At 37.4% G+C, this 24,349-nt stretch carries 25 protein-coding genes and 2 pseudogenes; 18 read left to right on the forward strand and 9 right to left on the reverse strand.

The features are described from left to right. Nucleotides 1–282 precede the first annotated feature (282 nt). From CQZ96_RS21830 to CQZ96_RS20955, 4 genes and pseudogenes are all read left to right on the forward strand, one after another. Nucleotides 283–417, forward strand: coding sequence for a hypothetical protein (locus CQZ96_RS21830; protein WP_267313591.1), 135 nt, complete (start codon nt 283–285; stop codon nt 415–417). A gap of 4 nt (nt 418–421) precedes the next feature. Then, nucleotides 422–856 (forward strand): CopG family ribbon-helix-helix protein, encoded by a 435-nt coding sequence (locus CQZ96_RS20945; protein WP_004822751.1) that lies wholly within the window; start codon nt 422–424, stop codon nt 854–856. Between the two features lie 18 nt (nt 857–874). After that, nucleotides 875–1,093 (forward strand): annotated as a pseudogene (locus CQZ96_RS20950) (hypothetical protein); the annotation flags it as partial. After that, nucleotides 1,090–2,112, forward strand: a complete 1,023-nt coding sequence (locus tag CQZ96_RS20955) for an ABC transporter substrate-binding protein (RefSeq protein WP_105714090.1) — start codon at nt 1,090–1,092, stop codon at nt 2,110–2,112. The pseudogene CQZ96_RS20950 and the gene CQZ96_RS20955, both read left to right, overlap by 4 nt. A 119-nt stretch (nt 2,113–2,231) precedes the next feature. On the opposite strand, the gene CQZ96_RS20960 is transcribed toward CQZ96_RS20955, so the two are convergent. The 6 genes from CQZ96_RS20960 to CQZ96_RS20985 form a co-directional block, all read right to left on the reverse strand. Next, a complete protein-coding gene (locus CQZ96_RS20960) occupies nt 2,232–2,561 on the reverse strand; it encodes a DMT family transporter (RefSeq protein WP_004724663.1) in 330 nt (109 codons plus the stop codon). Between the two features lie 16 nt (nt 2,562–2,577). After that, nucleotides 2,578–3,465: a hypothetical protein gene (locus CQZ96_RS20965; protein WP_105714091.1), complete on the reverse strand. Its 888-nt coding sequence runs from the start codon at nt 3,463–3,465 to the stop codon at nt 2,578–2,580. Continuing rightward, nucleotides 3,462–4,466 carry an isopenicillin N synthase family dioxygenase gene (locus tag CQZ96_RS20970; RefSeq protein WP_105714092.1) on the reverse strand — a complete coding sequence of 335 codons (1,005 nt, stop codon included), beginning with the start codon at nt 4,464–4,466 and terminating at the stop codon, nt 3,462–3,464. Before CQZ96_RS20970 ends, CQZ96_RS20965 begins: the two co-directional genes overlap by 4 nt. A gap of 77 nt (nt 4,467–4,543) precedes the next feature. Continuing rightward, nucleotides 4,544–5,425, reverse strand: a complete 882-nt coding sequence (locus CQZ96_RS20975) for an ABC transporter ATP-binding protein (RefSeq protein WP_004724656.1) — start codon at nt 5,423–5,425, stop codon at nt 4,544–4,546. Next, nucleotides 5,425–6,369 (reverse strand): ABC transporter permease, encoded by a 945-nt coding sequence (locus tag CQZ96_RS20980; protein WP_004724654.1) that lies wholly within the window; start codon nt 6,367–6,369, stop codon nt 5,425–5,427. The genes CQZ96_RS20975 and CQZ96_RS20980 overlap by 1 nt, the downstream gene beginning before the upstream one ends. 450 nt (nt 6,370–6,819) lie before the next feature. Further along, a complete protein-coding gene (locus CQZ96_RS20985; RefSeq protein WP_004724652.1) occupies nt 6,820–7,053 on the reverse strand; it encodes a hypothetical protein in 234 nt (77 codons plus the stop codon). Between the two features lie 277 nt (nt 7,054–7,330). Here CQZ96_RS20985 and CQZ96_RS20990 point away from each other — a divergent pair, with 277 nt between their 5' ends. The 10 genes and pseudogenes from CQZ96_RS20990 to CQZ96_RS21030 all read left to right on the forward strand — a co-directional run bounded on the left by CQZ96_RS20990 (nt 7,331) and on the right by CQZ96_RS21030 (nt 16,037). Then, a complete protein-coding gene (locus CQZ96_RS20990; RefSeq protein WP_004724650.1) occupies nt 7,331–7,942 on the forward strand; it encodes a LexA family protein in 612 nt (203 codons plus the stop codon). 373 nt (nt 7,943–8,315) lie between these two features. Continuing rightward, on the forward strand, nt 8,316–9,116 hold the full coding sequence (gene rutD / locus CQZ96_RS20995; RefSeq protein WP_105714093.1) for a pyrimidine utilization protein D: 801 nt from the start codon (nt 8,316–8,318) through the stop codon (nt 9,114–9,116). Nucleotides 9,117–9,129: 13 nt separating this feature from the next. Further along, nucleotides 9,130–9,293, forward strand: a pseudogene (locus CQZ96_RS21930) (nitroreductase family protein); the annotation flags it as partial. Nucleotides 9,294–9,836: 543 nt separating this feature from the next. Next, nucleotides 9,837–10,949 (forward strand): pyrimidine utilization protein A, encoded by a 1,113-nt coding sequence (rutA, locus tag CQZ96_RS21000; protein WP_105714094.1) that lies wholly within the window; start codon nt 9,837–9,839, stop codon nt 10,947–10,949. 5 nt (nt 10,950–10,954) lie between these two features. Then, nucleotides 10,955–11,731, forward strand: a complete 777-nt coding sequence (gene rutB, locus CQZ96_RS21005) for a pyrimidine utilization protein B (RefSeq protein ID WP_105714152.1) — start codon at nt 10,955–10,957, stop codon at nt 11,729–11,731. A gap of 88 nt (nt 11,732–11,819) precedes the next feature. Then, on the forward strand, nt 11,820–12,203 hold the full coding sequence (gene rutC, locus CQZ96_RS21010) for a pyrimidine utilization protein C (RefSeq protein ID WP_004724642.1): 384 nt from the start codon (nt 11,820–11,822) through the stop codon (nt 12,201–12,203). 91 nt (nt 12,204–12,294) lie between these two features. Next, on the forward strand, nt 12,295–12,864 hold the full coding sequence (gene rutF, locus CQZ96_RS21015) for an NADH-dependent FMN reductase RutF (RefSeq protein ID WP_105714095.1): 570 nt from the start codon (nt 12,295–12,297) through the stop codon (nt 12,862–12,864). A gap of 24 nt (nt 12,865–12,888) precedes the next feature. After that, nucleotides 12,889–14,247 carry a pyrimidine utilization transport protein G gene (rutG, locus tag CQZ96_RS21020; protein WP_056517858.1) on the forward strand — a complete coding sequence of 453 codons (1,359 nt, stop codon included), beginning with the start codon at nt 12,889–12,891 and terminating at the stop codon, nt 14,245–14,247. Between the two features lie 472 nt (nt 14,248–14,719). Next, on the forward strand, nt 14,720–14,959 hold the full coding sequence (locus tag CQZ96_RS21025; protein WP_105714096.1) for a hypothetical protein: 240 nt from the start codon (nt 14,720–14,722) through the stop codon (nt 14,957–14,959). A 325-nt stretch (nt 14,960–15,284) separates the two neighbouring features. Continuing rightward, nucleotides 15,285–16,037, forward strand: coding sequence for a class II aldolase/adducin family protein (locus CQZ96_RS21030; protein WP_105714097.1), 753 nt, complete (start codon nt 15,285–15,287; stop codon nt 16,035–16,037). 82 nt (nt 16,038–16,119) lie between these two features. Here the strand turns inward: CQZ96_RS21030 and CQZ96_RS21035 are convergent, their stop codons facing one another. Next, the gene (locus CQZ96_RS21035) at nt 16,120–16,809 is read right to left on the reverse strand and encodes a pirin family protein (protein ID WP_105714098.1); all 690 of its coding nucleotides are present in this window, start codon (nt 16,807–16,809) and stop codon (nt 16,120–16,122) included. Nucleotides 16,810–16,983: 174 nt separating this feature from the next. Beyond that, entirely contained in the window at nt 16,984–18,213 is a 1,230-nt protein-coding gene (locus tag CQZ96_RS21040; protein WP_004724632.1) for a L,D-transpeptidase family protein, read from the reverse strand. A 275-nt stretch (nt 18,214–18,488) separates the two neighbouring features. Between CQZ96_RS21040 and hemE the strand changes: the two genes are divergently transcribed. The 4 genes from hemE to CQZ96_RS21060 all read left to right on the forward strand — a co-directional run bounded on the left by hemE (nt 18,489) and on the right by CQZ96_RS21060 (nt 23,119). Then, entirely contained in the window at nt 18,489–19,562 is a 1,074-nt protein-coding gene (gene hemE / locus CQZ96_RS21045; RefSeq protein WP_034611784.1) for a uroporphyrinogen decarboxylase, read from the forward strand. Nucleotides 19,563–19,583: 21 nt separating this feature from the next. Next, entirely contained in the window at nt 19,584–20,390 is an 807-nt protein-coding gene (locus tag CQZ96_RS21050; protein ID WP_105714099.1) for a DUF817 domain-containing protein, read from the forward strand. A 143-nt stretch (nt 20,391–20,533) separates the two neighbouring features. Next, nucleotides 20,534–21,004 (forward strand): DUF3015 family protein, encoded by a 471-nt coding sequence (locus tag CQZ96_RS21055; protein WP_105714100.1) that lies wholly within the window; start codon nt 20,534–20,536, stop codon nt 21,002–21,004. A gap of 168 nt (nt 21,005–21,172) precedes the next feature. Beyond that, the gene (locus CQZ96_RS21060) at nt 21,173–23,119 is read left to right on the forward strand and encodes a DUF4105 domain-containing protein (protein ID WP_105714101.1); all 1,947 of its coding nucleotides are present in this window, start codon (nt 21,173–21,175) and stop codon (nt 23,117–23,119) included. A 101-nt stretch (nt 23,120–23,220) separates the two neighbouring features. On the opposite strand, the gene CQZ96_RS21065 is transcribed toward CQZ96_RS21060, so the two are convergent. After that, complete coding sequence (locus tag CQZ96_RS21065) at nt 23,221–24,054, reverse strand: hypothetical protein (RefSeq protein ID WP_105714102.1); 834 nt, start codon at nt 24,052–24,054, stop codon at nt 23,221–23,223. Nucleotides 24,055–24,349: the final 295 nt, after the last annotated feature.

The following is a 24,349-nucleotide window of genomic DNA, read 5'->3' on the forward strand; positions in this document are numbered from 1 at the left end:
CATAGATTTATTTTTTTCTATTTGCTTTACAGCCATAATCCTATCAAGTGTCATAAGTTAGAAAGACTTAACCGATTAAAATTAAAATAAAAGAGGCTTTTACTGTTAAACCTAGATAACGCTTCGCGCTATGCTTGTGCATTTAATTTATTTTTGCCCGAAAATCATCCATAAATACACGCTAAAACCAGCAAAAACTTGGTTAAAAACTGGCACATTTTCTGCATTGTTATATTAGTAATACAAAAACCTAATTTGGTAATACTGAGATGGAGTTGTGCTATGAATCAGATCAAAACAGCAGTCAAAAAAACACATCCGCTTAAAGCATTTTTTATTGATTTATTCAGTGTACGTGCAGGCGTATATATCAAACAAAACACTCAAAACATTTCTGTCAACAAGGTAAAAGGATAAGTTTGTGGCTAAACAAAAGTTGGCTCGAATCAGCATTACTGTACCTGAAGCAACGCTAAATGCACTCGATCAGAAAATTGTTGATCAGCACTACGAAAGTCGTTCTCAAGCGATTGTTGACATGATCAATAAACACCTGATTGCGGAACAGGCTCAAGCAAATGAAGTCATGGTCGGCACTTTGACCATCCTTTATGATGCAGGACAAATGCCACTTCGAAATCAACTGATTGATTTACAACAACAGTTTTTAACACAAGTGATCAGTTCACTGCATATTCAACTTGATCAACAAAAAATCTTACAAGTCATGCTGATGCAAGGGGCAAGTTCTGAGCTTCGGCATATTAGCCAACAATTTACAGCACTCAAGGGTGTGATCAAAGGGCATCTGGAGCTGATGGATGCTGTGATGCCACCAATTCTGCAAAATGATTAAATCGGGAGTAGGGGGATGCCAAGATCAGGTCTGCAATGTGATGCAACAGGAACGTCTATTGAAGTTGAGGTTTGGGATATTCCATTGGCAAATTTTGCGGCAATCGTTGCAGAGCTTCCAGCGCCGTTGGAAATCGGTAATTTACAACTTAAAGATGGCAGGCGTGCATATATACAGTCGCTAAATCAAACCAATACACAATTTAAAGGCGAGAAAACCGGGGGAGTTTCTGTATGATCCATAAATCTTTATTATCAGTATCACTATTATCTGCGATATTGTTCGCTGGTTGTGACAACACAGCAAAAATTCCACAAGCGAAAGAAGGTACTCAAGCTTCAACAAATGCTAAACCAATCACCATTGGCTATAGTGATTGGCCTGGTTTTGTGGCGTGGCAGGTTGCGATTGAAAAAGGCTGGCTAAAAGAAGCTGGTCTCAATGTTGAGTTTAAATGGTTTGATTATTCAGCATCACTCTCAGCCTTTTCAGCCAATCAATTAGATGCGGTATTTGTCACCAATGGCGATAACTTGGTGACGGCATCAGGTGGTACCCAAGGCATGATGATTATGGCAACGGACTATTCTGCTGGCAATGATGTGATTATTGCCAAAGATGGGATCAATAGTATTCAGGATTTAAAAGGTAAATCTGTTGGTGTTGAAAAAGGTCTGGTCGATCACTTGCTTCTTGCAACAGCAATGTCAGATCAAAAAATTCCAATTAATGAAATCAAATTGGTTAATTCTGCCACCAATCAATTACCACAAGTTCTATCCAGCCCCGATGTTTCAGCGATTGCGGTATGGCAACCTGTAGCCAGTCAGGCATTAAAAGCGGTAGCTGGATCAAAAATCATTTATACCTCGAAGGATAAATCTGGCTTAATTTATGACACCCTGACCGTAAATATGAGTCATTTAACTGCACATAAAGATGAATGGAAAAAGATCCTTCAAGTGTGGGACAAGACGGTGAAATACATCAATGATCCTGCGACACATGCAGATGCTGTAAAAATTATGGCAATTCGTTCTGGGGTCGATCCAAAACAATACGAAACAATGGTGAATGGTACCCATTTACTTGATTTAGAAGCCAATCAAAAAGTCTTTAGCAAAGGCAATGGTTTTGATTCGATCTATGGCTCGTCTTATCACGTCAATAAATTCAACGTGGAAAATGGCATCTATAAAACCGAACAAAATGTCGATGGTCTGATTTATCCAACATTGTTACAAGAGTTGAAATAACGTTTTTTAAAAGAGTTAGATAGTTTGAAAAATAGCCTAAGCATGTCTCGGGCTATTTTATTTTAGGTGCAAAAATATTATATAGAGCTTAATCACATTAAAATATGATTATCCATTGATTATATTTCTGTGCTTTTTGAAAAAAGATGAATAATTAAAATTCCAATAATCATAAATACCAAACCGATGATTGCAGCTAAATCTAAGTGTTGTTTGTAGTAAAAGAAGCCGACTAAAGACACTAAAATAATACCTGCACCCGACCAAAGCGCATAAGTAATACCAACAGGAATCGTTTTCATGGTCAGTGATAAAAAATAAATGGCAACCGCATATCCGATCACGGTGATGATCGATGCAGACAACTGACTAAAACCATCAGATGCTTTCATGGCAGAAGTCGCGATGACTTCTGCCACAATGGCAATGATTAAATATAAAAAAGACATTGCTTGGAAATATTCCTTATAAGGCTATTTTTGCATGATGGAAAAGGTGATTTTCTTCATGATCAAACCAACTTTGGCTAGCAGTTGAAGTGCCCGTGAGTGTTGTAAAGCAAAAATCTGCTTGAAATACATCGAGTGTGAAATATAAACGGCACTGTTCACCATCGATAATTCGCTGTTGAACCAGTGTGTTGTGATCAAGCTGTTGGAAATTTTCAAGATCAATCTTGCTTCCAACTTTGTTGGTGACGGTACTAAGTTCGATGATCTGTTGATCAAAACTGATCGAAACCTCATAGTCTTGGATTGCTTCTAGACTGATCTGTTGCTGAGAAATAGCTTCTGTTAACGTCTCAGCGGATTTAAAAGCCTGTTGTATATCGGGATGTCGAGACTTGGCAAAGGCAATAAAATGATCACAAAGGATCAAGCCACCATCCGCAGGATAACTGGTATTTAACTCAGTATTTTCAATTTTAAATAAACGTAAGCCAAGATAAATGCCACGTATTGCTTGTTGACGCCAATCCTCAACATAAGCATGGCTGGGTGAAAACTCGAGTATGGCATTGCCAATTGAATATAATTTTGCAGGTTCGGGCCATTGCACATGATTTTGATAATTACTGCTGAGATGCCATGAAAGTAATTGATTTTGAGCATCCCAAATAGTATCGCCAACCCAACCTTGTCGTTCTAAAACGGGTGTTAATCGAGGGTCTTTTAAGCGTAAATCAATGGTAAATGTCTTGGATTGAAACCAATAGACCAGGCTATTTTCATCAGTTAAACCATTGGCAAAGGTAATGCTCTTACGGCGAAAAGCACCCAATAAATATTGCGGCAATAAGCAGGTTGAATCATCCGTTGGCTTAAGTTGAGTACAGAGTTCTAATAAGTTCATTTCGACTCCTCATTTTGGCTTAAACCAAATGAATAAAGTGGGCGGGCATTTTCAAGTTGAATTTCGCCCCGTGCCACTTTTTCTTTGAGATACTGAAAGGTTTGTGCAGTTTGATTAAAAAGATGTTCACCACCTTTTAAAGGTGCATATTGTGCAGGCTGATCTTTGAGTAAAGGCTGAATTACATAGTCATAATCACAAGAGAAGAAAAACGGGAATGAATAGCGTTCTTCAGACACTTTTTTAACACGATGTTTGGTTGCTAAATATCGACCATTGGATAAAATTTCCATCATATCGCCAATATTCATAACCAAAGTATTTTCAAGAAGGGGGATATCAATCCATTGCCCCGTTTTATCAAGCACTTGTAATCCGGGCGCTGTGGGTAATAGCAAAGTGAAACATTCATAATCGGTATGCGCACCGATACCTTCTTTATCCTGAATTTCAGGATGGTAAGGATAATGAATCAGGCGAAGTTGACTGGGGGCTTTGGAAATATGTGCATCAAAATAATGCTCATCTAGACCGAGTGCCAGTGCAAAACTTTGGAAAATTTCATGCCCAATCGCTTTGATATGTTGATAATAGGCAGAGACATGCTGCTTAAATATCGGGTCCTCAGGCCACTGCGTTGGGCCAATCAAAGGGCGACGATCTGCTTGGCTCTGGTGATCATAATTGACATCATAGGCCTCTTTGAGATCATAACTTGTTTCGACAAAGCGTTCTTCACCGATCGGCACATAACCACTATGATTTTCTGATAAGCCAATATAATTCTGCATCTTAATGGCAGTATCTTGGGCAAAGTATTGCTGGGCAGTGTGATAAAGCTTTTGAAATAACTCAGGTTTAAATTGTTTTCCTGTTAAATATAAGAAACCAACATCTTTACATGCCTGATCTAAAGCGTGTGCGACTGTGAGTCGATCTTGAAGCTCAGGGCTGGAGAGTAGAGAAATGTCCACAAGCGGTAAAACATATGTGTTTGACATGAATATCACCAAGGTTGGCCGTCCAACAAAGAATTCAGCGATTTGGGTCGTCCCAAATGCTCAAAAAATCCGTCTGCTTATTTACCCGTACTAACTTGGGTCATACGCGGTATTTTGGGTAAGTCTTGTAGTGATGGATCTAGCTCATCTTCCTGAGCATGGACCAACTGATCCACTCGCGCTCTTAAATGTTGAAAAGCGGGTGTTGCCATAAGATCTAATGAACGTGGGCGCGGTAAATCTACTTCAATAATTTCTTTAATTTCACCGGGATTGGCTTTTAATGCAACAATACGATCAGCCAATAAAATGGCTTCATCCATATCATGCGTGACAAAAATAATGGTGATATCAATGTTTTGCCATAAATCCATTAAGTGTTTTTGCATCTTTTGGCGGGTATGCGGGTCAAGCGCACCAAAAGGTTCATCCATCAATAAGATTTTTGGTTCATTGACCAAAGCTCGTGCTATGGCAACACGCTGTTTCATTCCACCAGAAAGTTGATGTGGATATTGGTTTTCGTATTTATCTAAGCCAATAATATTGATCCATTCCCGTGCATTGGCTTCCGCAGTCATTTGGCTGGCACCTTTCATTCGTGGGCCGAACATGACATTTTCTTTAACCGTTTTCCAAGGAAATAGGGTATATCCCTGAAATACCATGCCACGTTCAGGGCTTGGGCCTGTAATAGCTTCGCCATCGACCAAGATCTCACCACTATGGTATGGATCTAAACCTGCAATCACTCGGCTTAAGGTTGATTTTCCGCAGCCTGATGGACCGATCACACAAATAAATTCACGCTTATGGATTTTAAGATCCAGTTGATTTAAAACGGTTCGTTCAGTTTTACCATGTTTAAATACTTGGCTCAGTCGTTTGGCCTCTAAGATGACAGGGCGTGCATAAATTTTTTGAAAATATTCAGCTGAATTAAAAGTTGAGTCATTCATTATTTTGCCCCTGCTTTCCATGCGAACATTCGCTCGCCCAATTTCATTAATAACACATCACAAACCAGCCCAATCACGCCGATAATCAAGATCGCGGCATAGACATTGTCAAAGTTTTGATAGCGTGCTTGTTGAGTAATAAACCATGTAATACCTGAGGTCGTACCAATCAGTTCAGAGACAATCAAATAGGTCCACGCCCAGCCCAGCAAGACACGTAAATCACGGTAAATATCTGGAAAAGCCGCAGGAATTACTACATTGAATAGGCTTTTAAGCTTATTGGTTCCAAGGGTATAGCCGGCTTCAATTAAGCCTTTATCGACCATACGTGTCGTATTGGCGATAATTAGGATTTGTTGAAATAGCGTTCCAATTACAATAATCGCAATCTTAGGCGCATCATTGATTCCGAGAATGGCAACAGCAAGCGCGCCAAATGCAGGTGCAGGTAAATAACGGAAAAACTCAACAAAAGGTTCTGTAAGCAGCGATATTTTTTGTGAGAAACCACAGAGGATCCCCAGCGGAATACCAAAAATTGAAGAGATTAAAAAAGCAGAAAAAACGATTTTAATACTGTGCCATAAGCTTTGATGAAACCATGGTGTATCTGGTTGCTCTGGGGGTGTGGTAAATGCAGTGACCAAGGCTTTAGCCACTTCATGTGGTGCAGGTAAGTAAATGGGATTAACTAAAATACCTTGTGGTGGTGCAGAATGGTGATCGACCGCATTTTGTGCCTCACTATAGAACACACTTTTTTCAACTCGGCTGCCAACTTGAAAATACGAGACACTACCAGAATCTGTAATTTGCACTTGAGGGTGCCAAATAAAAGGTAAATAACTGACCGCACACCACAGCAATATAGGGATCAGAAAAGAACACAAGCTTAGTAATAGCTTGTTCTTTTGACCAATTTCCTTTGCGACATAACCCATATTTACCGCCCTCATTTTAGCTTGAGTATTACGATTATTGAAAAACGTAATATTTATTAAGCAAAATAAGTGCCATGAATAAACAGGCGATTGGATTGATGCGAGTATTTCAGCAACTCATGAATATGAGTGATCAATGATCTCTATAAGTGACTGGTAAAGCGCTCAGTAGAAGCTCAATGAAAGGACAAGATAATCAAGAAATGGATAAAGCGGGGAATGATTAAAGAAGAAATAATCAAACAAGAAATAATGGGTGGTGAGTATTTGATTAAAAAGCTTAATACTTATGACAAGGATCTAAACTCAATCAATAGCATGATCAATTGAAAATTAAATCGTCGTTGTATCGAGGGGAATACAACGACATTTTAATCACGAAATACATATCAAATCATAAACTTCAGTTGAATATTTAAGCAAATCCAATTTTATCAGGTTGGCATCAGCTTAAAGTGGAAGAGGTTCTAAACCTTTAACAATATCACTAAATTCAGAACCATTTAACCAAAATGATTTCTTTAAAAATAATGTGGTCATGATACTTTCAGCGATATCGCTATTGGTATTTTCACAAAATAAACCATACTGGCTGCCTAACACATTATTGTCTTCAATCAAACGAATATAGTAAGCATGTTGTTCGTCTGCATAACCAAGAATTGCATCACGTTGAGTCGCCATTTTTATGTCTCCACATAGAAAATCAATCAATTAAGTGCTTAAGTGGGATCAGAGAACTTATTCAAAAATATCAATAAATTAACAAGATGTCTGTATTCTAAATTATTGATTTATGATAAGTATATTGATTATCTTTGTCGTCCTTGTTCAAATAGATGTATCAAAACTGATCGATAGAGTTATTGTTATTCAAAAAAAACTTGCCGTCAACTTGAATTTGTAACTTTTTCAAGCTATATTGATTTTACAGGCTTTTATGAAGCATATAGGATAAATAATGTCTAAGAAAGTAGAATTTGAACACGGAGGTGCGAGAGCCAATGCTGGGCGTAAGGCACAGTTTAGTGAGCCGACCAAAGTTATCCGTGTCCCAGAGTCACAAGTAGATTTTATCAAAAACTGGTTACTGAAAAATTTCAAAAACGGCCAGCTCAGTGATTTAAGCTCTAGCATGAATATCCAGACCATTCAGCCTAAAAATGATAAGGTCTATCAGATTCCACTTGCGACAGAACGAGTCGCTGCTGGTGTGCCATTTTCTGTTCAAGATAGCATTGAACAATCATTGGATATGAATGAATATTTAATTCGAAATGAAAGTTCTACCTTTATTGTTAAAGCAAATTCGCTTTCAATGTTGGATGTCGGTATAGATATTGAAGATCCTTTGATTGTAGATCGTAGTATTTCTGCAAAATCTGGTGATATTGTGATTGCCCGTATTGATAATGATTTCACGGTGAAGCGCCTGATGATTGATAAACAGTTTGATCCACCGAAAGTTTGGTTAAAAGCTGAGAATCCAGAATTTAAAAATATTTATATTGAAGAAGGGCAGGAATTTGAAATCTGGGGTGTGGTAACCTATAACTTAAAACGCATGCGTTGATTGAAACTATATATGAGGATAATGCTGAAAGTCTTTTGTATTTTAAAGCAACATTCTTGTTGCTTTTTTTAACATTCTTGTTGCTTTTTTTTAAGATACATTTAAGGGATTTAATCCAATATCCAAATTTTAATGGGTAGGTCTATGTTTATGATATCGAATTATTTTGAATAAAAGATTCATTTTATCAAGAGTCTTTTTAGCTTTATGTCAAAAATATGCTGATGTTATGTTTAGCATGTAAAGGATAGGATAAAAATCCTACCGTTTACATTGGTCATCAAAAGCCTTAAAAAAACCAACCTAAACATAACAAGTATTCGGCATATTTTTTGCTGTTATTAAATCAACTAATTAATAAAATGGTAAAACAATGAGCTATCGAATTTTTCCTTGTGTTACTCAGCAAGATGCTGAAATTGTCGTTTTATCTTCAGGTTTAGGCGGGCACGCCTCATTCTGGCAACCACAAATTGAAACATTAACCCAATATTTTCAAGTGCTTGTTTATGATCAAGAAGGTTGTCATGCGGATTCTGATGCATTGCCAACATCATACTCAATCAAAAATATGGCAAAACAAATTCTCGATATTCTGCAACAACAACAGATCAAACAATGCCATTTTATTGGACATGCTTTGGGTGCGGTCATAGGGGCAGAATTGGCGGTCTTGGTACAGAACACAGATATATCATTAACCAGTCTTACTTTTATTAATGCTTGGGATGCACTTGATCCGCATACACAAAAGTGTTTTCAGGCACGTATTACTTTATTAGAAAATGTAGGTGTTGAAGCTTATATACGGGTACAAGCTTTATTCCTATATCCGCCTGCCTATATTTCAAAACATATTCAAAAAATTCAGGATATTGAAAATTCAGGATTCGATGATTTCCCACCCATCAACAATGTATTGGTACGTATGAATGCATTGATGAATTTTAAAATTTTACCTGAACATGTTGCAGCTTTGGCAAAAACGGATGTGTATTATATTGCCAACAAAGATGATTTTTTAGTGCCTTATCAAAAGAGTATAGATCTTAAAAAAGTATTGGGGCATGGGGTATTAACACTGTTGGAAACAGGAGCACATGCATCCTCTGTAACAGAAAGTAAGACAGTCAACCAGATTTTAATTCAAAATTTAGTAGAAGAGGTTTTATGACCAGAACCTAAATATGAATATAAATCAATTGTGCTTAGCAGCCAGAACTATAATGGCTAGTTGGATAAAATAATCAGCACTGAGCAGATTTATGATGTAGTAAAAATGGGACCTACTTCTGCCAATCATTGTCCTGCACGATTTATATTTTTGACGACATCTGAGGCCAAAGTAGGATAAAAGCCAGTGCTTTCTTTAGGAAATGAAATATAGAAAAAAACATGACGGCTGCAAATATGATTATTAATATTGGTTATGTTGGTCATAAAAATATATGCATGATAGCTTCGATTAGCTGTTGAGGGTGCTTGTAAAATATTATAAATATTGATTTTGCTACGGTTTTAATTTCAGTTTTAATTTTGATTTTTAATAGGTTATTTATTTTATTAAAATACTGGTTGATTAAACAAAAATTGTTATGCTATCGAACCGCATTTTTATGCGGTTTTTTATTTTTTGTTAAATCCGATTTTAGAAATTTCAATGATCTAAAATGATGCATTTATGCACTATTTTAGTTTAATTTTTTCACTTAAGAAATTTATAAATTTTACCAAAAGGTAAAATAAAAAATAATAATTAAAATTTTAATAATAAAAACAATACATTAAATTTAGTGGCATGCACTATGCATTATTAATAATTATAAGTTGAGTGAAGTTTTAAATTTTTGATCAGATGTTTTTTAGAATATTTTTTGTCCAGTGAGGTTTAGCTATGAAAATTGGTGTGTTTTGTCCGATTGGAAATAATGGCTGGTTGCTTTCAGAAAATGCACCGCAATATAAGCCAACATTTGAGTTAAATAAACAGATTGTACAGCGTGCAGAACATTATGGTTTTGATTTTGCATTGTCCATGATTAAACTGCGTGGTTTTGGTGGTAAAACTGAATTTTGGGATTATAACTTAGAAACGTTTACATTAATGGCAGGTTTGGCCGCAGTCACCAGTAAAATTAAAATTTTTGCGACAGCCGCGACTTTGGTGATGCCGCCAGCCATCGTGGCACGTATGGCGTCAACGATTGATTCAATTTCAAATGGACGTTTTGGGCTAAATGTTGTGACGGGATGGCAACCACCAGAATATACCCAAATGGGACTATGGCCAGGGAATGATTATTTCTCTAAACGTTATGATTATTTATCTGAATATGTCGAAATTTTACGTGAGCTTTGGGCAACTGGAGCATCTGATTTTAAAGGCGAGTTCTTCCAAATGGAGGATTGCCAAGTAAAGCCAATGCCACAAGCAGATATGAAAATTATTTGTGCAGGCCAGTCTGATGCGGGATTAGCGTTCTCTGCAAAATATGCAGATTATAATTTTGTCTTTGGTAAAGGGTTAAATACACCAACCGCCTACGCTGAAATCAATGACCGTTTAAAAGTACATACCGACCAAACTGGAAGAGATGTACAAACTTATGTTTTGTTTATGGTGATTGCCGCAGAGACAGATCAACACGCCATGGCGAAATGGGAGAACTATAACCAAGGTGCAGATCTAGAGGCGATTAATTGGTTAATGAACCAAGGTGGTAAAGATCAAACATCGGGTACAGATACCAATATTCGTCAAATGGCTTCAAGTGTTTCCCCCGTCAATATCAACATGGGAACAATCGTTGGTTCGTATGAAAATGTGGCTAAGATGCTGGACCAAATTTCTACAATTCAAGGTACTGAAGGGATTCTTTTAACTTTTGATGATTTTATACAAGGGGTTGAGGATTTTGGACAATGTATTCAGCCCTTGATGACTTGCCGTCAGGAGGTTGTTGCAAGCTATCAATCAGCTCAACCCATTTTGGAGAAAAGCGCATGAGTATGATGAATGACGCTAAAGCTGTAGAACATCTGGTCTGTACAGATTTTACCGCACATGCAGGAACGGGCAGAGTTTTAAAAGCAGAACCAGAATCAATTCAGCTTGCACCAGAACAAACGGCGCTTATTGTGATTGATATGCAAAATGCCTATACCTCAATTGGTGGTTATTTAGATTTGGCTGGTTTTGATGTTTCAGCCACTCAACCTGTGGTTGCCAATATTAAAAAAAGCATTGATGCAGCACATATCGTGGGCATCCAAGTGATCTATTTCCAAAACGGATGGGATGAGCAATATGTAGAAGCAGGTGGTCTAGGTTCTCCTAACTTTCATAAATCCAATGCCTTAAAAACCATGCGTAAAAATCCTGACTTACAAGGCAAATTATTGGCAAAAGGAGGTTGGGATTTTGCATTAATTGATGAGTTAAGGCCTCAAGCTCAAGACATTGTGATCGAGAAACCACGTTATAGCGGCTTTTTTAATACAGCGCTGGACAGCATTTTACGTGCCCGTGGTATTCGAAATTTAGTTTTCGTGGGTATTGCCACCAATGTTTGTGTGGAATCAACCCTCAGAGATGGTTTTTTCTTGGAATACTTTGGTGTGGCGCTTAAAGATGCATGTTATCAAGCGGGTCCTCAAACAGCGCAAGAGGCAGCCTTATATAACATTCAAACTTTTTTTGGATGGGTGTCTGACACGGCGTCATTTGTAAAGACTTTTAATACTCAACAGGCACAGCCAAATTCTGTGACTTTCAGTCAATCGGCTTAGTGGTTTTAAACTGGTTATTTGTCTTTTGCCATATCTAGTATTGAAGTCTATGGCGAAGATGTTTTAAGGAAAAATAAAGGAATTTAAAATGTCGAAACAAGTTGTGATCCCAATAGGTACAGCTAAGCCCCTAGCACCTTATGTGCCAGCAACCAAGGCAGACAATATTGTTTATGTCTCAGGTACGTTGGCTTTTGATGAAAATAATGATGTGGTCTGTGTCGGTGATGCCGCAGGGCAAACCCGGCATATTTTAGAAACCATTAAAAGCGTCATCGAAACTGCAGGTGGGACAATGGATGATATTACCTTTAACTCAATATTCGTCAAAGATTGGGCAGATTATGCTGCAGTAAATGTGGTCTATGCTGAATATTTTCCCAATGATAAACCCGCTCGATATTGTGTACAGGTCGGACTGGTTAAACCTGAAGCCTTAGTAGAAATTGCATCTGTAGCACATGTGGGATAAAGCATGTCTAGATTTGTCTATGCGTTTTAATCATTTTTTTCAAAAAGAATTTTAACCTCGATGAACATTTGCGCATTGGGGTGGGAGCGTCATGATGCAAATGATCAAACAGGAAAGTGCACTTGTTGGTGAAATAATTGAGTTTAACAAGCCGTGTGAAGCCAATGTCCATTTAGAAATCGATCAAGCTATTTTTAGACAAGGTATGTCTAATCTAGGTGCTGCGGTCAATGTGATCACCACCAAAGGTAATGCAGGGCAGGCAGGTTTTACTGCATCTGCAGTGTGTAGTGTAACGGATTCACCTCCAACCTTATTGGTATGTCTCAATCGGGCTGCATCGGTATATCACGTTTTTTCTGAAAATAAAGTTTTATGTGTCAATACATTGGGTTCAAATCAAGCCGAATTGTCGAATCTCTTTGGTGGCAAAACACCAATGCAACAGAGATTTGCACAAGCTGAATGGAGTGAACTGGTGACAGGTTCTCCCGTGTTAGATAACGCCCTAATTTCATTTGATTGTGAAGTGGTATCCAGTCAAGTGGTCGGCAGTCATGATGTATTGTTTTGTCAGGTCAAAGCAATTCGTCACAACCCAAGTTTAAATGCGCTTCTATATTTCAAACGCAGTTACTGTGAACCTCAAAATGTATGTTGATCTCTCAATATGGGGAATTAGAAAATGGCGACAAAAGAACCATGGTTTACATCATTTAAACCATACACAGGAAATTTAGATCAAACCCCTGTGCAAATTGATGAATATTTACCTGCTGGAAAAAGTATTGTTTTGGGCTTGCAACATGCTTTTGCAATGTTTGGTGCAACGGTTCTTGCCCCTTTGCTAATGGGCTTTGATCCCAATTTAACCATATTTATCACCGGTATTGGCACGATTCTATTCTTTTTGATGACAGGTGGAAGAATGCCAAGTTATCTCGGATCGAGTTTTGCATTTATTGGTGCTGTCGCTGCTGCAACAGGCTATGCTGGAGTGGGATCAAATCCGAATATTGCCTTGGCTTTGGGGGGGACCATCGCTTGTGGCTTAGTGTATGCCGCGATTGGTTTAATTGTCATGAAGACTGGAACAGGTTGGATTGAAAAGTTGATGCCACCGATTGTTACGGGTGCAATCGTGATGATCATTGGACTAAATTTGGCACCCGTCACCATTAAAAGTGTTTCAGCAAATTCATTTGATACTTGGATGGCAATTCTAACCATTCTGTGTATCAGTGCGATTGCTGTATTTACCCGAGGCATGATGCGTCGCTTATTATTGTTGTTGGGTTTGGTCTGTGCCTATGTCTTATATTTTATCCTTGCCAATGTAATGGGCTTTGGCAAAGCTATCGATTTTGCAGTCATTAGCAATGCTGCATGGTTAGGCCTACCACATTTTGTTGCACCTACGTTTAATGCCAATGCCATGCTGTTAATTGCGCCCGTGGCAATAATTCTGGTCGCTGAAAATTTAGGTCACTTTAAAGCAGTATCTGCAATGACAGGCCGTGATTTATCACCTTATATGGGACGTGCTTTTTTTGCCGATGGTGTATGTACCAGTTTATCAGCTTCTGTTGGTGGGACAGGCATGACCACCTATGCTGAAAATATTGGGGTTATGGCCGTCACTAAAATTTATTCAACTACTGTCTTTGTGATTGCTGGGATCTTTGCCATTTTGTTGGGCTTATCACCTAAATTTGGAGCTGTAATTAGTACTATTCCTGTTGCGCTTTTAGGTGGTGCTTCAATTGTGGTGTTTGGTTTAATCACAGTGGCTGGTGCAAAGATTTGGATTGATAACAAAATTGATTTCACTAAAAACAGTAGCTTAATTATTGCTGCGGTCAGCTTGATCATGGGAGCAGGTAATTTTAGTGTACATATTGGTTCATTTGATCTTGGTGGAATCGGTACAGCAACTTTGGCCGCAATTTTATTAAATCTATTTTTAAATCGTGGAGAAAAACAGCCTGATGAGATCAAGCTAGAATCAAGTGATGCTGAAAAGTCCTTATCGCAGTCTTCTTGAGGCAAAGGGATAAGATTGTGACTTCAAATGATTAAACAGCAGATTTTACCGTGAAAAGCGTGGCATTCATTGGTTGTGGGGAATGGGATTACGTATGACATCTCATTGAGCAAAAGTTTGTACACGAGTGAAATATGCAATCGTGATTTTGCAAAGGTCAATCACATGCACAAAAATTGGGACGCTTGCAGTGAGTTTGTAAGAAGTGCCACAAGCAGATGTGATTTTTCCTTGTTTGACTATAAGCACGAGAACAGAATATAGGGCGTGAATTCAAGCTTTCATATTGCAATTTTAAAGCGATTGTAGGGGAAATTCTTATCCATATTTATGGATGAAATTTATACAGATATTGTGGTTTTTTATAGTGATGCCCTGTGCGACAAATTTTGTCGCATAGGGCATTTCTCTATCTAGTATTTAATTCTCCAATAAATATAATAGAACCTGTAAGCACGATGAGATTTAAAATATGAAAGACTGGATTAAGATACGCGAAATTCTAAAAAATATTCAAAATCGACAAAATAAAAATCAGGCTATTTACTTAGTCGGTATGGTTGATTTAAACGAATTGGATATTTCATGGTTGATTGATGAAGACTACATTGAAATTGATGATGCTATTTCTTACTTAGATAATATGGATATTGTTTTTATTAAGGATTTAACTTTTAAGGGTAAAAAATTGCTCTATCAGCTCAGTATTTAAATCTATTCTTATAACAACGAATGAAGGCGTTTTATAACAATAATGAAGAATTAAAATAAATAATAATTTAATTTTTTATTTTAATAAGAACAAACAAAATATAAATCTTTATTATAATAATTTGATAAATATAAATAATAATAAAAAATATGATAATTAATAATTTTAATCCAAATCAATATTCAATTATTGATTTGGATTTTTTATATTATGCAACCCCGAAATTGATGCTTTAGTTATCATTCACGAATTAAAACTTGTTAATTTGTTGAACACTCGCTAAAAGTAATGATGTTTATACATTGGCAATAAAAAGGATTTTAGGATGAAACGTCCAAAGCATATTGATAAAGCTGAATGGGAAGCACGTTGTCAGTTGGCAGCCCTTTATCGCTTGATTGCTCACTATAGAATGACCGATTTGATTGATACCCATATCAGTTTACGTGTCCCGCATGAGCCTGATCATTTTCTGATTAACCGCTATGGGGTGACATTTGATCAGATGAAAGCATCAGATTTGGTGAAGATTGATCATGAAGGGAATATAGTTGCCGATTATGATCAAGGGAAGATGGTCAATGTCGCAGGCTTCGTTATTCATTCTGCCTTGCACCATGCCAAAGATGATATTCACTGTGTTATTCATACCCATACGGCAGATGGGATTGCGGTGTCTGCACAAGAAAAAGGTTTATTGCCTTTGTCGCAACATGCACTGAAATTTTATAATAATATTGCTTATCATGAATATGAGGGCATTGCGTTTTCCACCGCAGAGCGAGAGCGTTTGGTTGAGGATTTGGGCAATTACCGTTGCATGATTTTACGTAATCATGGTTTGCTCGCCACTGGTAATAGTATCGCAAGAGCATTTCACGAAATTTACTTTCTAGAACGGGCTTGTCAAGTTCAGATCAAAGCCATGAGTAGCTCGAAACTTCATTATCCGAGTAAGCAAATATGTGAATATACGGTGAAGCAATTTGAAAGTGATGCTGCTGAACCAATTATTCAGGCCGCTTGGAATGCTGCTCTATCATTGATTAAAGATCAGAAAAAAAATTATTGTGCTTAAACACTGCTGCTAACTTATTCAATAAGCTCGACATAAAAAAACCTCCATATATTACATACGGAGGTTTTTTATTGCATACGGATTAGCTGTTTAAATCAAACCAAATAAATTGGCTATCTTCATGTGCAGTGAGTGTTGAATCTTCGTCAAATAAATAAGCATCACCTGCTTTAACGACTTGACCGGCAATATCAATCTCACCTTCGATCACATGTACATAGTTAAATTTTTGGGTTGCTTTCACTTCAAGTGTGTGACCTTTTTCCAAATATGCCGCTTTAATTTCAGCATCTTGACGAATATGCATCGGCGCATTGTCATTTGGCCCCACAATCAATTGCCATTCATTAGGTGATTTTTTAGGATCACGTTCAATTTGTTGATAATTCGGTTCAGCATCTTGAACATTTGGAATCACCCAAATTTGTAGCATATGAACGGCTTCATCACCTTGGTTGATTTCACTGTGTTGTACACCTGTACCCGCACTCATCAATTGCCATTCACCCGCATGGATATGACGTTCATTTCCCATACTGTCTTTGTGTGAAATGGTACCTTTGAGTACACAGGTCAAAATTTCCATATTGTCATGTGGGTGAGTACCGAAACCTTTATGTGCTGCAATGGTATCATCATTGATTACACGTAAAGAACCAACACCCATATATTTAGGATCGTACCAGCTACCAAAAGAGAAACTATGTTTGGTGTCTAACCAATCCATTTTTACGTGACCACGGTTTTCGCTGTGATGTAAAAAAGTATTCATCTCAAGTCTCCAATTCTTTATTTTTTAACATGAGTGAATATTAATATTTAAGTAATTGGGATGAAATAGCAAAATAGCAACATATTGTTTTGTTTTTAGAACGATCAGTTTTTTATCTTTTGCAATAAAAAAACCAGTGTATGCACACTGGTTTTCATTTCATCAAGTATAAGATTATTCTAGGAATTTAACCGTTACACCTGATTTAACTTTTTTACCTAAGTCATTGGCATCCCAGTTGGTCAAACGAATACAACCATGTGAAGCTGTTTTCGAAATTGCAGATGGGTTTGGCGTACCATGAATACCAAATGATTTCTTACTCAAGCCAATCCAGATATTCCCTACAGGGGCATTTGGACCAGGTGGTAATGATAATGGTTTTAAGTTTTTGCCTTGTACAAAGTTACTTGGCGAGTAACTATACCAAGGGTTGCGTGCAACACCGGTAACTTTATACGTTCCTGTTGGCGATGGCGTATCAGAACTACCAATCGTGGCAGGGAATGAGCCGACCATTTGGTTTTGCGCATTAAATAAATACAATTGTTTCGCGCCTTTATGCGCCACAATTAAATGGATATTTTCAGGCAATTCGTTACGGATATTGGTGACAACGATCTTTTCACCAACTTTGTTAAATGTTGCTTTAGGATTAAGTTTCTTTAAGAACTCTTCATCCATATGGAATTTTTCACCCAGCATTTCGGTGACACGGGTGTAATACAAACCTGGCATTTTTGCTTGTAAAGCATAATCACGTGGAATTGATTTTGCATAAGGACCTTTTAGATCTTCAGCAGTTATCGTGTATTCTACAAAAGCAGGTTTATTGCCTTGTTGAGAAATTAATGCATCCCAAGTTTCTTTGGTCAGCTCACCCGTTGGTTTAATGCCATTCATTTGTTGGAATGAAGCAATGGCTTTCAGCGTATTCATACCGCTTGAACCATCAATTGCACCAGGTGAAGCATGTGCATTATTTAACATGACATGGGCACGAGCATAGACAGGGAATTGACCCTTGCCAATATTTTCGTACCATTCTGCATTGTTGATTCCATCTAAAGTCCAAGATGCTTTAGGCGCGTTGGGATTGCTTGCCGTTTTTGCAGTCGTGGTCTGTGGAGCCGATGGGGCAATAGCAGTACCTGAGTTTTTATCCTCAGTTTTTTCTAAATTTTGTAGCGTGTTTGCAGCTTTGTCTAAGTCTTGTTGCTCTTGCTGGCTTATCTGTGTTTCTACACTTGAAGCAGAACTGTCAATAGCAAGTGGATCAATAGGATCTTCAACGGGAGCAGCAACTTTTTTAGGCGTTAGAGGTTGCTCAGCTGTAGATGCAGCAAAAGCTGTACCTGTTAATAAACAGCTTAAACTCAAAGCAAGAATTGAGCGAACGAACATGTAGATCAACCTTAAGAATTATTCATAATTTATGACTAAAAATCTGTGTAAGTATTGCAGAAATTATAAGGTGTTGCAGTATTTGTTTTGTGTTAATCATTTTTTTCTATAGACATTTTCTCTGTCAGCTGGTTTTGTTTTATTTTCGTATACCAAACGAAATTTAAATCAAAGCAAGCAAATAAAACTTTATTGAGAAAAATTTTCTAGAAATGGTTATGTAGCAGGCCTTTTTGCTATGATGGGGCGAATTTAATTTTTGATTGGGAAAGTAAATGACGACCTTAAAAAATGATCGTTTTCTACGTGCCTTATTGCGTGAACCTGTAGATACGACTCCAGTTTGGATGATGCGTCAGGCTGGACGTTATTTACCAGAATATCGTGAAACACGTGCGAAAGCAGGTGATTTTCTTTCTCTTTGTAAAAATACAGAATTTGCTTGTGAAGTGACTTTACAGCCTTTGCGCCGTTATGAGCTTGATGCCGCAATTCTATTTTCAGACATTTTGACTGTTCCCGATGCTTTAGGTTTAGGGCTTTATTTTGAAACAGGTGAAGGTCCTAAATTCCATAAAACAGTTCGTACTGAACAGGATGTGGCAAATTTACCCAAATTCGATGCCAAATCTGATCTGGCTTATGTGATGAATGCGGTTTCAACCATTCGTTCAGCTTTGGGTGGTCAAGTGCCTTTAATTGGTTTTTCGGGAAGTCCGTGGACCTTGGCAACCTACATGGTGGAAGGTGGTTCAAGCAAAGACTTCCGTTTTACCAAACAGATGATGTATGCACAACCTGAAGTTTTACATGCTTTATTAGATCGTTTAGCCGATGCTGTAATTGACTATTTAAATGCTCAAATTGAGGCAGGTGCTCAAGCTGTACAAATTTTTGATAGCTGGGGTGGCGCATTAGCGCATCGTGAATATCTAGAATTTTCACTCAAATATATGCAGAAAATTGTTGCAGGATTAAAACGAGAGCATGAAGGGCGTAAAGTACCTGTGATCTTATTTACCAAAGGCGGTGGTCAATGGTTAGAGCCAATGATTGCTACAGGTGCAGATGCATTTGGCTTAGATTGGACAACCCCATTAAACGTGGCTCGCCAAACAGTCAATGGACGAGCAGCGCTACAAGGAAATCTAGATCCTGCAACATTGTATGGTTCAGCTGATTCTATTGAAAAAGCAACCAAAGCCATGTTGGATGATGCATATGCCAATGGTGAGAAAACAGGTTATATCGCTAACTTAGGTCATGGTATTACACAATGGGTTGATCCTGAAAAACCAAAAGCATTTATTGACACTGTACACCAATACAGTGCCAAATATTTAGGTTAACTTATTGTTGTAAATGCATTTATGATCTATTTTAAATCATTATATGAATTTTTATTTAAGGCAGCATCGGCTGCCTTATTTGGTATTTTATTGCTGATTGCATTTGTCATTACGGCAAGCATGGGCAGCCATGAATTTTATGGTTTGTTTCGTTATGACTATTTATTGTTATATGCGTTGATCATTCAAGCCTGTTTATTGTATTTAAAATTAGAATCCTGGGCAGAAGCGAAAGTTATTGCTTTATTTCATATCATGGCCATGGCTATGGAAATATTTTTAACACACCCGCAAATTGCCTCTTGGCAATATCCGCAACCTGCCGTTTTTAAACTTTTGACTGTGCCTTTATTTGCAGGATTTATGTATTCGGCAGTCGGTAGTTTTTTTGCACGTTCACTGCGTTTGTATCAGGTTTCTTTTTTAAATTTGCCTAGTTTTGCCAATATGTTGAGTCTGGCAGTATTGTCATATATCAATTTTATGAGCAAATTCTTTATTCCAGATTTTCGTAATGTATTGTTCATTTGGAGTGTGGTAATTTTTTGGAAAACAAAAATTCGCTTTAAATTACAACAGCATGAATTTCAGCTTCCGATGTTACCGGTATTAGTTGTTTTGGCATTTATAATTTGGGTTGCTGAAAATATTAGTACTTTTAATAAAATTTGGTTGTACCCGAGTCAGGTGGATGCATGGCATATGGTGGGGTGGGGTAAGCTTGGCTCGTGGTATTTACTGTTACTTTTGAGTCTGGTTTTAGTACTTGAAATTCTCGGAGATCGCAATAAAAAGGGTGAATGGTCACTAAAAAAGTACAATAAATAATTCCGTAATTGTCATATTTAGATTTGCTTATCTAAATTTATGTGATAAATCTAAATAGGTGTAATCAAACTTACACATTAAGGAAAATAACAATTTACATATGTTGAATTAAAACAATGCATATGAAAATTCTGGAGAATTATATGTTAAAAAAAATCGCTTTGGCTGCTGTATTGGCTGCGGGTTCAAGTGTTGCTATGGCTGATCCAGATGTGGGTTGTGGTTTAGGATCGCAAGTTTGGGCTGGTCAATCTGGAAAAATACCTAAGATTTTAGCGGCAACCACCAATGGTCTTTTAACTAACCAATTATTAGGTATTACGTTTGGTACTTTAGGTTGTAATGGCAATGGTAAAGTGACTGCGCAAGTTGTGACCTTTACCAATGAAAACTCAGAAGCACTTGCACGTGATATGGCTGTAGGACAAGGTGAAAGTCTTAACGTACTTGCTTTATTGTTAAACGTTAAAGATGCAGATAAAGCACGTTTTAATGCTGTAGCGAAGTCAAACTTTGCAAGTATTTATTCAGCAGAAAATCAAAATTCTCTACAAGTATTAGCTTCACTTCAACAAGTGATGGCAAAAGACGAAGTATTAAAAGCTTACGTTTAATTGCGTCAAAACCCTGCCTTGTTGCAGGGTTTTTTTATTTAAATTTTATCAAACACATATTATTGAAAAATGAATCAAGCATGAGTGAACATTGGGCGAACTTTTGTATTGAGCCGACATTTTTTAATTGTGCAGTTTTATAATATATCTATATAAATTGATGATTGAATGAAATATTTAGCACTTAGTTTAAGCTTACTCAGTTCATTGTTTACCGTTCATTTGCATGCGGAATCACTTTTAGAGAATCAGCAGGCATTAGAAAACGCATTAAAACTAGCACAACAAAAACAATTAGCCAGTCATATTACATGGAAACGTTTACTTTATGCAGAAGATGCCTCTGCTAAAGACTTAAATCACAAAAATGCAGGTCACAAAAACACAAATCAAAGCGAAGTCAGTTATTCAGGTTATTTCTTTGCTCAAGATGGTCGACAGAACATCCAAAATGAAATGAATGCAGATATCACTGCACTATTTCAAGTCGCCGATGACAATCAATCCATTCGTTGTAAATTTCCTGCACGTAGTCAATGGCTGATGCAACAACTGAATATTTCACAACAACAATTACCCGTTGTGTCCTGTACTGAGTTTGATCAATGGTATGCACAAATCAAACCCTACCAAGTGACCTTAATTTATGCGACTGATTTTATGGGCAATCCAAGCTCAATGTTTGGACATACCTTACTTCGTCTCGATCCTAAAGATCAAAAGCAGCTCAATTTAGTCTCTTATGCTGTGAATTATGCAGCCACAGTAAACAGCGATGATAATTGGTCTTATGCATGGAAAGGGTTAGTTGGGAAATATCCTGGCGAATATTCTTTAATGCCTTATTATCGCAAAGTGAAAGAATATGGTGATTTTGAAAGCCGTGATCTTTGGGAATATGAACTGAATTTAAATCCTGAAGAGACCGCTTTTTTGGTAAAACATATTTGGGAAATGCAAAAAGTCAGTTTTCCTTATTATTTTGTCAGCGATAATTGTGCCTATCGTTTATTGGGGTTGATTGATTTAGTCCGTCCAAGCTCGAATTTACGCAAGCAATTTACATATGCAGCGATCCCGATTGAAACTATTAAAGCCGTAGAGCAACAGGGATTAGTACGAGAAGCGGTATATCGTCCAGCGTTAGAAACACAATTAAATTCGCAGGCCAAACAACATGGTCATGCATTGGCAAAAAAAGCCCATGCAATTGCGCTATTAGAACCACAACAGATGCAAGCGGCTATCGCTGATTATGATGATCAAGATCGTGCAAAAATATTAGAAATGGCCTATGACGATTTATATTTACAATTCGTTGCTCGTCAGGTCGATGCAAGCTTTACTCAACCGCGTTTTAGACAACTCTTAGGCTTACGTAGTCAAATCCCTATAGAGAAACAACGCTTAGCACCTCAGCGTCCGAAAGTTGATCCAGTCAATGGACATGATTCACGTAAGTGGTCCGTGGAAGCGGGTGAGGTTCAGAATGAAAAATTTGTACAAATTGGTCATCGTCAGGCCTATCACGAACTAAAAGATCCACAGGGCGGTTTCCGTACAGGCACACAATTGTTGTTTCTGGATGGTGCAGCACAATGGCGAGATGATCGTCTTAAACTCGAACATCTCGACTTATTAACAGTAAACTCTTATAACCCCATTACCCCGTTTAAAATGCCAATAACATGGGGTTTTACTTTGGGTTGGCAGCAAGAAGCCATTCAAAATGGACAATTTAGTGACCAGCAACAACATGGCGTGGTCAGTGCAAAAGCCCAATCTGGTTATACCCTTGCAGATGATGATCGTAAGCATCTCTGTTATGCGGAATTGCAAACACAGCTTCAAGCAGGTACATCATTGGATAAAGGCTGGCGTGTTGGACTAGGACCAACATTGGGCTGTCAAAACATATGGTCAGATCGTTTAAACAGTATAGTTCAAGTTGAATTACCTTATTGGCAAGATTCAAGTGAGTGGAATTTACGTATCCAGAGCACACTGCAATATTCGCTCAATCGTCAAAATTCATTAAACGTCAATTGGGAATACCAACAACAAAACCAACTCGATTGGCAAAAAATTGGTTTAGGCTTTGTACATTATTTTTAAAGATAGATCTGGCAAATCGGATTTTAGAATGTTATTTCGAGAGTAGAGCTTTGAGAATGACATGTTGAGATAGGTATTAATCGATCGCAAGCCAAGGATGTTTATACAAGTAGATTATTGATCCTCATACTTAGAATCTGCTGCCAATTGTTTAGAAAAGGGCTTTTGGTTTTTATAAAGAAATCACCTTGGTACAGTTGCTTGACTGTATCAAGATAACCGGCATCGACAGCATCTTCCAACTCTTTAAAATCCGCATGAATTTCTGCCTGTATCTGATAGGTTCTTGCACAGATTAATTCGCCAACCTTATTTTTTAAATAAGAAATCTCAGATTTAAGCGTATTTAAACTGATCTGTTCATCGCCATAGAGATAAATATGTAACTGCTCTAAAGTTAAACCCATAGGATTTAGAATCAAAATACAGATGATTTCAAATTGTCGTGGCGTTAAAAGGATCGACTGATCATTGATCATTATTTTCTGTGGTACTGAAAACGCATGGATGGTTAAACGATTAAAGGGCTGTGTATATAATTTTTGTGCAATGATCTCGGCGCATTGTGTAACAGCCAATTGTCCAAAAATATTTGCTTGATTTAAGCTGTGAAATAAAACCACTTCACCACAGGCTTCCCCTGATGTTAAATCAAGAATAGGCGCACTATAAATATAGTGTTCTGGCTTTGTTTCTAAATCCTGATCTTGTTGGAATCCTGCGAATTGATCTGTATTCACTGAACACCACAGTAGATTTTGTTGCATATCTCTGATTTGTATAACAACAGCAGCGAGCAGCGCCGTATTGAGTAAATCCTGCTGACATTGAATCAGTGCGGATTGTAATGCTTGCTGGGAACGTGAGTTTGCTTGGGCAGGGGTTAAATTTTCCTTTTTGCTTGTTGGTTTTTTAGCAGGTGGTTTTGAGTCCATCGCATAATCCATTTATGCATATATACTAAATAATATCTTAAATTAAATAAACAAATAACAAAGTAAATAAAATATATAAATTTCATTATTTTTCTTTTAATTATTCAATTTTCAATAACTTTTTCCGATTCTCTATGATGTGGGCTATTCAACTTTTCTCCTACCTTTGTTTGATAGATTCATTTAAAAGCAGTTTTTAACAACTGACAAGACGTGATGTTCATGGGATTGAACAAAAAACATTGACGTCATCCAAGGAAAGGCACTTTTTTTGCTTATACAAAAGAAGGCAAAT

Source organism: Acinetobacter sp. MYb10, from assembly GCF_002980175.2.
Classification (GTDB): domain Bacteria; phylum Pseudomonadota; class Gammaproteobacteria; order Pseudomonadales; family Moraxellaceae; genus Acinetobacter; species Acinetobacter guillouiae.

Excerpts from the sequence above, each read along its gene's own strand:
- CQZ96_RS21040 (WP_004724632.1), bottom strand. The coding sequence starts at position 18,213 with ATGTTCGTTCGCTCAATTCTTGCTTTGAGTTTAAGCTGTTTATTAACA.
- CQZ96_RS20990 (WP_004724650.1), top strand. The coding sequence starts at position 7,331 with ATGTCTAAGAAAGTAGAATTTGAACACGGAGGTGCGAGAGCCAATGCT.
- CQZ96_RS20970 (WP_105714092.1), bottom strand. The coding sequence starts at position 4,466 with ATGTCAAACACATATGTTTTACCGCTTGTGGACATTTCTCTACTCTCC.
- rutA (WP_105714094.1), top strand. The coding sequence starts at position 9,837 with ATGAAAATTGGTGTGTTTTGTCCGATTGGAAATAATGGCTGGTTGCTT.
- CQZ96_RS21830 (WP_267313591.1), top strand. The coding sequence starts at position 283 with ATGAATCAGATCAAAACAGCAGTCAAAAAAACACATCCGCTTAAAGCA.
- rutD (WP_105714093.1), top strand. The coding sequence starts at position 8,316 with ATGAGCTATCGAATTTTTCCTTGTGTTACTCAGCAAGATGCTGAAATT.
- CQZ96_RS20975 (WP_004724656.1), bottom strand. The coding sequence starts at position 5,425 with ATGAATGACTCAACTTTTAATTCAGCTGAATATTTTCAAAAAATTTAT.
- rutG (WP_056517858.1), top strand. The coding sequence starts at position 12,889 with ATGGCGACAAAAGAACCATGGTTTACATCATTTAAACCATACACAGGA.
- CQZ96_RS20955 (WP_105714090.1), top strand. The coding sequence starts at position 1,090 with ATGATCCATAAATCTTTATTATCAGTATCACTATTATCTGCGATATTG.
- CQZ96_RS21025 (WP_105714096.1), top strand. The coding sequence starts at position 14,720 with ATGAAAGACTGGATTAAGATACGCGAAATTCTAAAAAATATTCAAAAT.
- CQZ96_RS21065 (WP_105714102.1), bottom strand. The coding sequence starts at position 24,054 with ATGGACTCAAAACCACCTGCTAAAAAACCAACAAGCAAAAAGGAAAAT.
- rutF (WP_105714095.1), top strand. The coding sequence starts at position 12,295 with ATGATGCAAATGATCAAACAGGAAAGTGCACTTGTTGGTGAAATAATT.
- CQZ96_RS20980 (WP_004724654.1), bottom strand. The coding sequence starts at position 6,369 with ATGGGTTATGTCGCAAAGGAAATTGGTCAAAAGAACAAGCTATTACTA.
- CQZ96_RS21055 (WP_105714100.1), top strand. The coding sequence starts at position 20,534 with ATGTTAAAAAAAATCGCTTTGGCTGCTGTATTGGCTGCGGGTTCAAGT.
- CQZ96_RS21030 (WP_105714097.1), top strand. The coding sequence starts at position 15,285 with ATGAAACGTCCAAAGCATATTGATAAAGCTGAATGGGAAGCACGTTGT.
- CQZ96_RS20985 (WP_004724652.1), bottom strand. The coding sequence starts at position 7,053 with ATGGCGACTCAACGTGATGCAATTCTTGGTTATGCAGACGAACAACAT.
- rutB (WP_105714152.1), top strand. The coding sequence starts at position 10,955 with ATGAATGACGCTAAAGCTGTAGAACATCTGGTCTGTACAGATTTTACC.
- CQZ96_RS21060 (WP_105714101.1), top strand. The coding sequence starts at position 21,173 with ATGAAATATTTAGCACTTAGTTTAAGCTTACTCAGTTCATTGTTTACC.
- CQZ96_RS20965 (WP_105714091.1), bottom strand. The coding sequence starts at position 3,465 with ATGAACTTATTAGAACTCTGTACTCAACTTAAGCCAACGGATGATTCA.
- CQZ96_RS20960 (WP_004724663.1), bottom strand. The coding sequence starts at position 2,561 with ATGTCTTTTTTATATTTAATCATTGCCATTGTGGCAGAAGTCATCGCG.
- CQZ96_RS21035 (WP_105714098.1), bottom strand. The coding sequence starts at position 16,809 with ATGAATACTTTTTTACATCACAGCGAAAACCGTGGTCACGTAAAAATG.
- hemE (WP_034611784.1), top strand. The coding sequence starts at position 18,489 with ATGACGACCTTAAAAAATGATCGTTTTCTACGTGCCTTATTGCGTGAA.
- rutC (WP_004724642.1), top strand. The coding sequence starts at position 11,820 with ATGTCGAAACAAGTTGTGATCCCAATAGGTACAGCTAAGCCCCTAGCA.
- CQZ96_RS21050 (WP_105714099.1), top strand. The coding sequence starts at position 19,584 with ATGATCTATTTTAAATCATTATATGAATTTTTATTTAAGGCAGCATCG.